This window comes from Nocardia sp. JMUB6875, assembly GCF_041154655.1.
In the GTDB taxonomy this organism is placed as follows: Bacteria; Actinomycetota; Actinomycetes; order Mycobacteriales; family Mycobacteriaceae; genus Nocardia.
The window spans coordinates 1-8,237 of the sequence record NZ_BAAFGR010000246.1; the positions used below are offsets into that span (position 1 = coordinate 1).

The 8,237-nt window shown below is 66.9% G+C and carries 7 protein-coding genes; 5 read left to right on the top strand and 2 right to left on the bottom strand.

The window, feature by feature from the left end; all coding sequences use genetic code 11:
* Positions 1 to 1,430: CocE/NonD family hydrolase (locus ACAM49_RS36505; protein ID WP_369640098.1), on the bottom strand; the 1,430-nt coding region annotated here is incomplete at its 3' end.
* Positions 1,431 to 1,765: 335 nt separating this feature from the next.
* Between ACAM49_RS36505 and ACAM49_RS36510 the strand changes: the two genes are divergently transcribed.
* From ACAM49_RS36510 to ACAM49_RS36530, 5 genes are read left to right on the top strand one after another with little or no spacing between them, the layout of a single operon-like run.
* Positions 1,766 to 3,415, top strand: a complete 1,650-nt coding sequence (locus tag ACAM49_RS36510) for a hypothetical protein (protein WP_369640099.1) — start codon at positions 1,766 to 1,768, stop codon at positions 3,413 to 3,415.
* A gap of 32 nt (positions 3,416 to 3,447) precedes the next feature.
* Positions 3,448 to 4,686, top strand: a complete 1,239-nt coding sequence (locus tag ACAM49_RS36515; protein ID WP_369640100.1) for an FG-GAP repeat domain-containing protein — start codon at positions 3,448 to 3,450, stop codon at positions 4,684 to 4,686.
* On the top strand, positions 4,683 to 5,135 hold the full coding sequence (locus ACAM49_RS36520) for a hypothetical protein (RefSeq protein ID WP_369640101.1): 453 nt from the start codon (positions 4,683 to 4,685) through the stop codon (positions 5,133 to 5,135). The genes ACAM49_RS36515 and ACAM49_RS36520 overlap by 4 nt, the downstream gene beginning before the upstream one ends.
* Before the next feature lie 13 nt (positions 5,136 to 5,148).
* Positions 5,149 to 5,667 (top strand): hypothetical protein, encoded by a 519-nt coding sequence (locus ACAM49_RS36525; protein WP_369640102.1) that lies wholly within the window; start codon positions 5,149 to 5,151, stop codon positions 5,665 to 5,667.
* Between the two features lie 28 nt (positions 5,668 to 5,695).
* Entirely contained in the window at positions 5,696 to 7,429 is a 1,734-nt protein-coding gene (locus ACAM49_RS36530) for a hypothetical protein (RefSeq protein ID WP_369640103.1), read from the top strand.
* Positions 7,430 to 7,526: 97 nt separating this feature from the next.
* On the opposite strand, the gene ACAM49_RS36535 is transcribed toward ACAM49_RS36530, so the two are convergent.
* Positions 7,527 to 8,081, bottom strand: a complete 555-nt coding sequence (locus tag ACAM49_RS36535) for a GNAT family N-acetyltransferase (RefSeq protein WP_369640104.1) — start codon at positions 8,079 to 8,081, stop codon at positions 7,527 to 7,529.
* Positions 8,082 to 8,237 lie beyond the last annotated feature (156 nt).

The window sequence follows — 8,237 nt, forward strand, 5'->3', positions numbered from 1 at the left end:
CGGCGGACCCAGTCGTACCAGGACTTGCCGCCGAGGGGGCCGTCGGTGGGGTCGAAGCCGATGTGCGCGCCGCCGAGATTGATGTCGTTGATGGGGAAGACGCCGCCGACGGTGATGCCGGGGATGTCGGTGTCGGCGGTCTGGATCTGGGTGGGGACATTGCCGAAGCTGGGTTCGAAGCCCGACATCAGCACGGCCGCAGCGGGTCTCGGGAGCGGGCGGCCGTCCATGCCGTGGCCCTCGCCGATGTCGTAGAGGTAGTGGCTGGTGGCGATGGAGCCCATGGACTGGGCCATCAGGCCGATCTGGTCGGTGTCGATCAGGTCCAGGACGGGGTTGCGGTCATTGGCGCCGGCGGGGGCGTAGGCGGGGTTGTAGCGCTGGCCCAGGCGCGGGATGTGCACGGTGTTCCAGAAATTGACGAAGTTCGAGGTGTCGCCGAGCAGGGTCTGGGTGTCGGTGGTCGGGAGGATGTCATCGCCGACCACCCAGCGCACCACGTCCTCGACATCGCGGCACGGGCCGGAGGCGAAGCAGTGCGGGGTGTTGTACGGGACAACCTGATCCAGCACGGTGCCGTCGCTCGCGCCCTGACCGGCCTCGTCGTAGGTCAGGCCGATGTACCCGTGCCGCACGGCAGTCATCGTGTACGCGTAATAGGCCGACTGCGGGACCGCCGCGCCGTTGGTGAACACCGTCATCGGGAACTTGTGACCCGGATTCGGTTGCAGCGCATCCTCGGGCAGCCACAGCGTCGCGGCCAGGCGAAACCCGCGGGCGTTCACGATCTGGATCTTGCGGGCCTCGCCGAGCTTGAAGTCCGCGCCCGGGGTATCCGCGGAAACGCAATCGCCACTGCGGGTTTCGTAGAGGACCGTGTCGTCGGGCAGGATGCACGGGTAGCGGAACGCGCCGGTGATGCCGACATTGCCGGGGCTGCTGGTCAGCGAGTCACCGTCGAGGGTGTTGTCGGCGGGATCGCCGAACACCCCGCTGTGGCTCCAGTTCGGCAGGAACAACCGGTTCGCGGGAAGTAGTTGCGCGCCAAGGACTGTCGGGAATTGCCGAATGGTCTCATCGAGCACCTTCTCGATATTGTCGCGCAGCTTCTGCTGCCCCTCGGCTCCCTGGTACTGCCCCGGATCGAGCATGGGCGCGAGATCGGCGAAGGCGCGGCCGGGCACGCTGGTCAAATGCGCTATCCAGTACTGGAATTCGGCGGGATTCGCCCAGTCGTGCTGATAGCCCTGCAGCAGCATGGCCATGTTCTGCAGCAGATAGGCCGGGTCCACCGCCGCCGGGTCGGGCGTCGCGGGCGCCGTCGCGGCGGGCTCGTCGGCCACCGCCGGCGCCGATGCGGCGACGCCCAGCAGGCCGACCGCCACCACCGCCGCGGCACAGCGCATCCGACGCCGAATTGATCCGGTCATGGAACACCCTCCTCATTGATCCCCGGTGTACCAGACAGTGAAGTTGACCATCGCGGTCGAGCGAGAGTGCGCGACCGGCCAAGTAATTGGCATTTGGCGTCGTCTCGACACCCGAAGGCGTTATCGACCCGGGCCGACCTTGTCGAGAATTGTCAACCTCATGGCAGTCCACGACCTGCCGGTTCCGCGCCCTGCCCATTTCAATTCGGAAGTGAGACCCGGATCACCGCAGACCCGGGTGCGGAATGAGCCAGGAGGTCGGGGTGCGTAGAGCCCGTCGTATTCGTGGTCTGGCAGCGCTGCCCGCGGCAGTGGTGCTCGCCTTGGGAGGGAGCATGGCCGCCGCCCCGGCACAGGCCGATCCCTATCCCGCGCCGCAAGCGCCGGACCCGTCGTATGTGTTCACCGAGATCGGGCAATTGTTCACGGGCACATTCGTCGACGCGCTCACCCCGGGCCAGCTCCAATACTTCGTGGAGGCAGGCATTCTCGACACGGCGGGCCGGTTGGCGGAGCCGTTCGTGGATCTCACCAAGCCCGAGACCTGGCACACCCCGGCCGGTGCGTCGGGGGCGGCTGCGGCGGCGCAGAAGATCTGGGACGCGCTGACCCATGTCGCGCCCTTCGGCATCGGGCTGCCCACGCATCCGGCCTACATCCCGGACTGGAATCACAACGGGCGCTACGGCGTCGCCGATGTGGACGACGCGCTGCACGACGACGAGTACGACAATCCGGCATACGCGCAGGCGAAATTCCGGATGCCGTGCAACAACGCCGACGGCACCGTCTGGTTCGAGACCGTCGACGGTTCCTGCGCCCCCGGCGAATCCGCCGCGGCCTTCAAACAGGGCACGGTCAAGAAGTTCCGGATGATCGACGCACGCGGAATCTCCTTGGCGGGCAAGGTCTTCTTCCCCGACGGTATCGACCCCGACCACCCCGACGGCCAGAAGCGCCCGGTGACGATCGGCTTCCCCGGCGCGTCGGAGCATCAGAGCGATGTCGGCATGTACGCCATGGGCGCGGCCCGCGACGGCTTCATCTCCTTCACCTTCGCCCAGGCCGGTCAGCCCGCCAGCGATGGCAACGCACTGGATCTGATCACCCCGCTGCTGCAGGTGGAGCACTGCTTCGCGCCCGGTTCCTGCCTGGACGCCCAGGATGTCACCCGCTGGGTGGCAGGGCAGGACATCACGGCGATCAGCGATCTGAACAATGAGCTCGGCAATGTGCTGCGGGCGCAGAACCCGCGCTTGGTGCGCATCAATCCCGCCTATGCCCCGGCCGGGGAGAACCAGCGCAATCCGTGGCTGGACCTGCTGGATCTGGACCACATCAACCTGTGGGGCCAGTCGGTGGGCTCGATCGGCATGTCGTCCTATTTGAACTGGCAGGACAAGGGTTTCGGCTATGACGGCCGCCCGCTGCCGAAGGTCGCCTCGTTCGTCGGCATGTCGGGGTTCACCCACCATGTGGCCTCGGCGGCGGTGCAGTGGCAGACCGCCGACTTCGACATTCCGGGGCTGAACGAGAACGGCTTCTTCCCGGACAACCCGATCTTCGACGCCACCGACGGCCCGCTCGGCACCAAGGCCCTCTACGACCGCGAGCGCCGGGATCCGCGCAGCACCAACCCGATGATGTTCGTCGACTACGAGGGCGGCAGTCACGGCGACTCCATCAACTGGCTCGGGGTCCCGCACAATGCGAAATCGCCTGCGCTGTCGGTGCATTACGCCATGGCGTGGTTCAACTGCTACGGCCGCGGCGATGCCGACCAGGCCGCCTGCGACGCCCTGAGTCAGCCGTTCGACGGACTGTCGCGGGCGGTGGCCACCGAGTACGCGCCGCAGGGCCACGACGGGCCGAGCCTGTGCGTGACCATTCCGGACCGCGCCACCCTCATCCAGATCTTCCGGCCGCAGATCTTCCTTCAGAACCTCACCAGCAGCCCCGGCTGGTACGACTGCACTCCGCAGTGACCCCGGGCGCGAATTCCACAGGAAAGCAACACATGTCGGTACACAAGACGCTGCTCACCACCGGCGCGCTGGCGGCCTCGCTGGCACTGTCCGGGCTGAGCGTGCCGGGCGCGGCGAACGCCGCCCCGGACACCGGGTCGAGCCTCACCGGTTCGACCGGATCCAATCCGGTGTTCGAGGATTCGGTCGAGTACTACGCGGGCGGACTGGGCGCGGGCTATGGCTCGCAGACCATGGCCACCGGAGACTTCTTCCATGACGGGAACCAGTCGGTGGCCGCCACCGGGGTGGCGGGCGGCGTGGCCATCCTGCGTGGCGACGGGCACGGGCATCTGCGCCGCACCCAGTTCATTCCCACCGAGATCGGCGCGAACGCCGTGGTGGCCGGTGACCTGCGCGGTACCGGGAATCTGGATCTGGTGGTGAGCAATCAGCTCAGCATCAGCATTCTGTTCAATGACGGGAACGGGCATTTCACGGTCGATCGCGTGTATTCGCGGGACCCGAATCCGAATGTCACCTATCGCACCGGCGGGCTGCCGGTAGGCGTGCAGCTCGGGGATTTCAACCACACCGGGCACCTGGATATCGCGTTCAACAATATCGTTCCGCTGCCGGGCGCTATCGGCGTGATGCACAACGACGGGACCGGGCACTTCGCCGAACCACAGTGGCTGGCAGCGGGTTTGCTGCGGTCGACGGTGCTGGTGCGCGATGTCGACAATGACGGCTACGACGATGTGGTGACCGGCGATCTGGGCACCACCGGCTTCTGGGTGCTGGTCAACGATCGCAATGGCGGATTCCTGTCGCCGCGCTGGAATCTGCTGCCGCTGCCCGATGAGGATCTGAAGGTCGCCGATATGGACGGCGACGGCAATGCCGATGTCGTCTCGGCCAATGTCGCGGCGTTCAGCTTCGCGGTCATGTACGGCGACGGGCACGGCAATTTCGGGCCGCCGCAAATGACTTTCGGCCCGATCGCCCCTTGCGCGGTCGCGATCGGCGACTTCACCGGCAGCGGCCGCATGGATATCGCCGCGGTGCAGTACGCGCCCTCGACCGCGGTCATCTACCGCAACAACGGCGACCGCACCTTCAGTTATGTCGAGCAGCACACCGTGGGGCTGGGCGGGCAGGCCGCCGCGGCGGTGCGCCTGGACAACGACCGGCACGACGACGTCATCTCCATGAGCATGGCCTCGGAGTCCGTGGCGGTGCTACGCAACCGCGTTCCACTGAATTCCGATGAAGGACAACAGGACCGATGAAGAGCAAGATCATGACCGGGCTGGCCGTGGCCGGCGGGACGGTGGCGCTGGCCGCCACGGTGGGGACGCCGAACGCCGATGCGGTGGAGCCGACGCTGTCGTGGGGCACCAGTTTCGGCGGGACCAGCCTCAACCACTTCACCACCGTGCCCGCGGGGGCGCTGCTCGACGGTGACATCGCGACGCTGACTCCGGCGATCCCGCCGGGCATTCTCGGGGTCGTCGCGGCCACGAATCTCTCGGGCGGGGGCTGTGTTTCGGCACGCTACGTCTTCTATCCCAAGGATGGCGGCACACCGGAGATCGTGCCGGTGGGCACCTCGTGCGGACTGCCCGTGGTGTACGCGGTGGCCGCGAGTCGCCCGGCCGGGGCGTATGCGGAGGTCTGCGGCGAGCTCACCACCGCACCCAATCCGAACCGCACCTGCCTGCGCTTCCCCAACGACTGACGAAAGCCGGACCATGACAGGCTCTTTCACGCGCCGATTGCTGACCGGTGCGGCCCTGGCGGCGGTGACGGTCGTTCCCGCGGCGCCCGCCCTGGCCGATACGCTGCCGCCCGCGATCAACGAACCCGCTGCGCCGCAGCCGAATCCGCTGCCTTCGGATCTGACGACCAGCGCGGGTTGGCTGCCGCCGATCAACTTCAATATCAATCTGCTCGGGTTCGACTTCAAGCACACCGATCTCACGCCCGAGTGGGTCACCTACGACGCGGGCAACTGGTATGTGAGCCCCGATCTTCCGATCTGGACGCTGGGCTGGCTGGCCGATCTGAAGCTCGGCGACGCCGCCGGCGCGGACGGTGAGATGACGTTCTATCTCAAGGACGGCACCACCGAAGTCGTTCCGCTGCACTCCAATCTGACGATCTGGAACTATCTGTCCCGCCATCCCGGCCGCGACTACGCCATGGTCTGCCATCGCGCCGCCCAGCCCGGTGACGCGGGTCAGCGCACCTGCTTCCGCTTCGTCAACTGACCCGCCCGAGAGAAGAGGTACCCCACCGATGCGATCCCCCGCCCGCCTCCGGAGCCTGACCGCGCTCACCGCGGTGGCCCTGGCGGCGACAGGAGCGACCGCCGTCGCCACCGCCGACACCCCCGGCCGCACCGAACAGGTCGTCGAGACCTGGGGCGGCATAGAGGTTTCCGAGATCACCCTCGATTCTCCCATGCTGCCCTCGGCCGGTCCGCACCCGCCGGAATGCGACAAGCTCAGCTACCTGCGCTACCGCCTCACCGATGGTCCGGAGGATCCGCGGCAGGCCGACCAGGTCCTGGTCATGCAGCCCGGCGCGACCGGCGGCGCGTACTCGATGGACCGGGTGGCGCGGAATACGCTGCACCAGTTGGCATCCCAGGGCAAGAAGGCCGAGTGGTGGTCGCTGGCGCGACGCGGGGTGTGCCAGCAGGACAATACCGGCATCGATGCCGCGCGGGCGGCGGGCGACTACCGGATCGCCATCGACTACTACTACAACGGCAAGGCGATCGACGGGAAGGTCTTCCCCGGCTGGCGCGGGCTGTGGGGCGACAAGATGGGCGCGGACTTCGGCGTCGCCCAGACCTCCCGGGACGAGTACGAGGTGCTGACCCGGGAACTGCCCGACCAGCATTTCCGGCAGACGAAGACGTTGTGCGGCGGGCATTCCCAGGGCGGTCTGCTCACCGGCCTGTTCGCGGCCACCGACTTCACCGGCAATCGTGAGGACGCCGGATTCAACCAGTGCGCGGGGTTCATAGCCCTTGACACCCTGGTCACCGCGGACCCGGTCGGTCTGAAGGTCGACCCGCTGTTCGCCAAGCTCAGCGAGCTGGGATTGGCCATCCCCGAGGCGATTTCGACCGCCCTGCTGAAATTCGGCCTGGCCCCCGCGGACAATGCGCTGATCCCCATCTTCAACCCGCAGACCTTCAACGCCCTGTCCATCCTGGGCGTGGCCGCGCAGTTCGAGCCCGACGCCGAATCCGATGTCCTGAAACGACTTCCGGTCACCTGGGGCCTGGACAGCACCTTCCGCGTCGGTGGTGCCAACAACTGGCTCGACGCCCTCACCGGCTCGAACAACCTCCGCGACTTCCGCTTCACCAATCAGGCCGCCTTCGGCCAGATCCTCAGCAAGAACGGCATGAACATCGGCCTGGACCAGGTCAGCCTGGGCGCACTCGCCGGCGGCCCCGTCGAGCAGAAGACCTTCCCGCTCCCCGATGGCCTGCAAAACATCCCGCTGATCGGCCTCGGCGTAGGCGGCGCCCTCGGCCACGAGAAGCGCGTCGGCCCCACCGACCCCACCACCCTCTACACCTGGAACGACTACCGCCACACCCCCACCACCTTCTACACCGACCCCTCCAAGGAAGTCGTGGACATCGCCGACTTCTCCCGAATGGTCAGCGGCCCCCTGGGATTCACCGAGTGGTACTTCCCCACCCGAGTCCTCTACGACACCTTCCTGGCCCTAGCCGGCAGCCGCACCGGCTCCCTCTCCAACATCAAATACAACGCCGAAGTCATGCAGAAACCGATGATCACCATCAACGGCACCGCCAGCGTGGTCAAGGACTTCCTAGACGCCCAGGATCTCGCGGCGTCAATCATCCCGATAGCCCCCCACTTCCAACGTGTCCTAATCCCCAACTACACCCACATCGACACCCTCGCCGGCGCCGAAACCCAAAACAACGGCACCCCCGACCCCGTAGGCACAGCCATCGCCACCTTCGCCGCCACCACCACCTAACCCACCAAGATCAGGGAGCTCTCAGACCGGCGATCCGGACAAATTCCAGCACTGAGAGCTCCCTGATCTTGATTCAGGCTCGGACTGCGGGGAGACGTCAGGGTTTGAACTCGTGCAGGGTGGCGACGCAGAGGGTTTGGTCGGCGTTGAACCACTCGAAGGTGCTGACCGGGCGGAAGCCCAGGCGGGCAGCCAGTTTCAGGGAGCGTTCGTTCGCGGTTTGGGTGGCGATCAGGACGGGTTGGTCTGGGAGTTCGGCGGCGGTGGCGCGTAGGGCGGCGGTGATGGCTTCGGGGGCCACGCCTGCGCCCCACGCGTCTCGGTGCAGCAGGTAGCCGAGTTCCAGTTCCTCGCCCTCGTCGGTGACGTGGCCGGGTTCGTCGGCGGCGCGGCGTTTGAGTTCCAGGGTTCCAAGCAGTTTGTCGGTGGCCTTGTCGGCGATGATGAAGGTGCCGGGGATGGTGGTTACGTTGGCTGCGCCGCCGATCGAGTCGAGGTAGCGTTCGACGGCCTCGCGGGGGTGCGGGCCGCCGATGTGGGCCGCGACCTCGGGGTCCGTGCGCAGTTCGATGAGCCGTTCGCGGTCGGTGTCGCGTGCCTTGCGCAGTAGCAGACGGTCCGTGGCGATCTCGGCGGCGGACAGGATCGGCATCTGTTGACTCCGGCCTTTCAGAGGAAGACTCGGGCGTTTTCGAGCCAGGTTTGGGCGTCGGGGCCGGTTGCGGTGAGGATGGTTTCGGGGAGGGGTTTGCGTTGGGTTACTCGGAGGCAGAAGTCGAGGGCGGGGCCTTGGACTCGTTGGGGGGCG

Coding starts and splice junctions, on each gene's coding strand:
- ACAM49_RS36530 (WP_369640103.1), top strand. CDS start 5,696: ATGCGATCCCCCGCCCGCCTCCGGAGCCTGACCGCGCTCACCGCGGTG.
- ACAM49_RS36515 (WP_369640100.1), top strand. CDS start 3,448: ATGTCGGTACACAAGACGCTGCTCACCACCGGCGCGCTGGCGGCCTCG.
- ACAM49_RS36510 (WP_369640099.1), top strand. CDS start 1,766: ATGGCCGCCGCCCCGGCACAGGCCGATCCCTATCCCGCGCCGCAAGCG.
- ACAM49_RS36520 (WP_369640101.1), top strand. CDS start 4,683: ATGAAGAGCAAGATCATGACCGGGCTGGCCGTGGCCGGCGGGACGGTG.
- ACAM49_RS36525 (WP_369640102.1), top strand. CDS start 5,149: ATGACAGGCTCTTTCACGCGCCGATTGCTGACCGGTGCGGCCCTGGCG.
- ACAM49_RS36535 (WP_369640104.1), bottom strand. CDS start 8,081: ATGCCGATCCTGTCCGCCGCCGAGATCGCCACGGACCGTCTGCTACTG.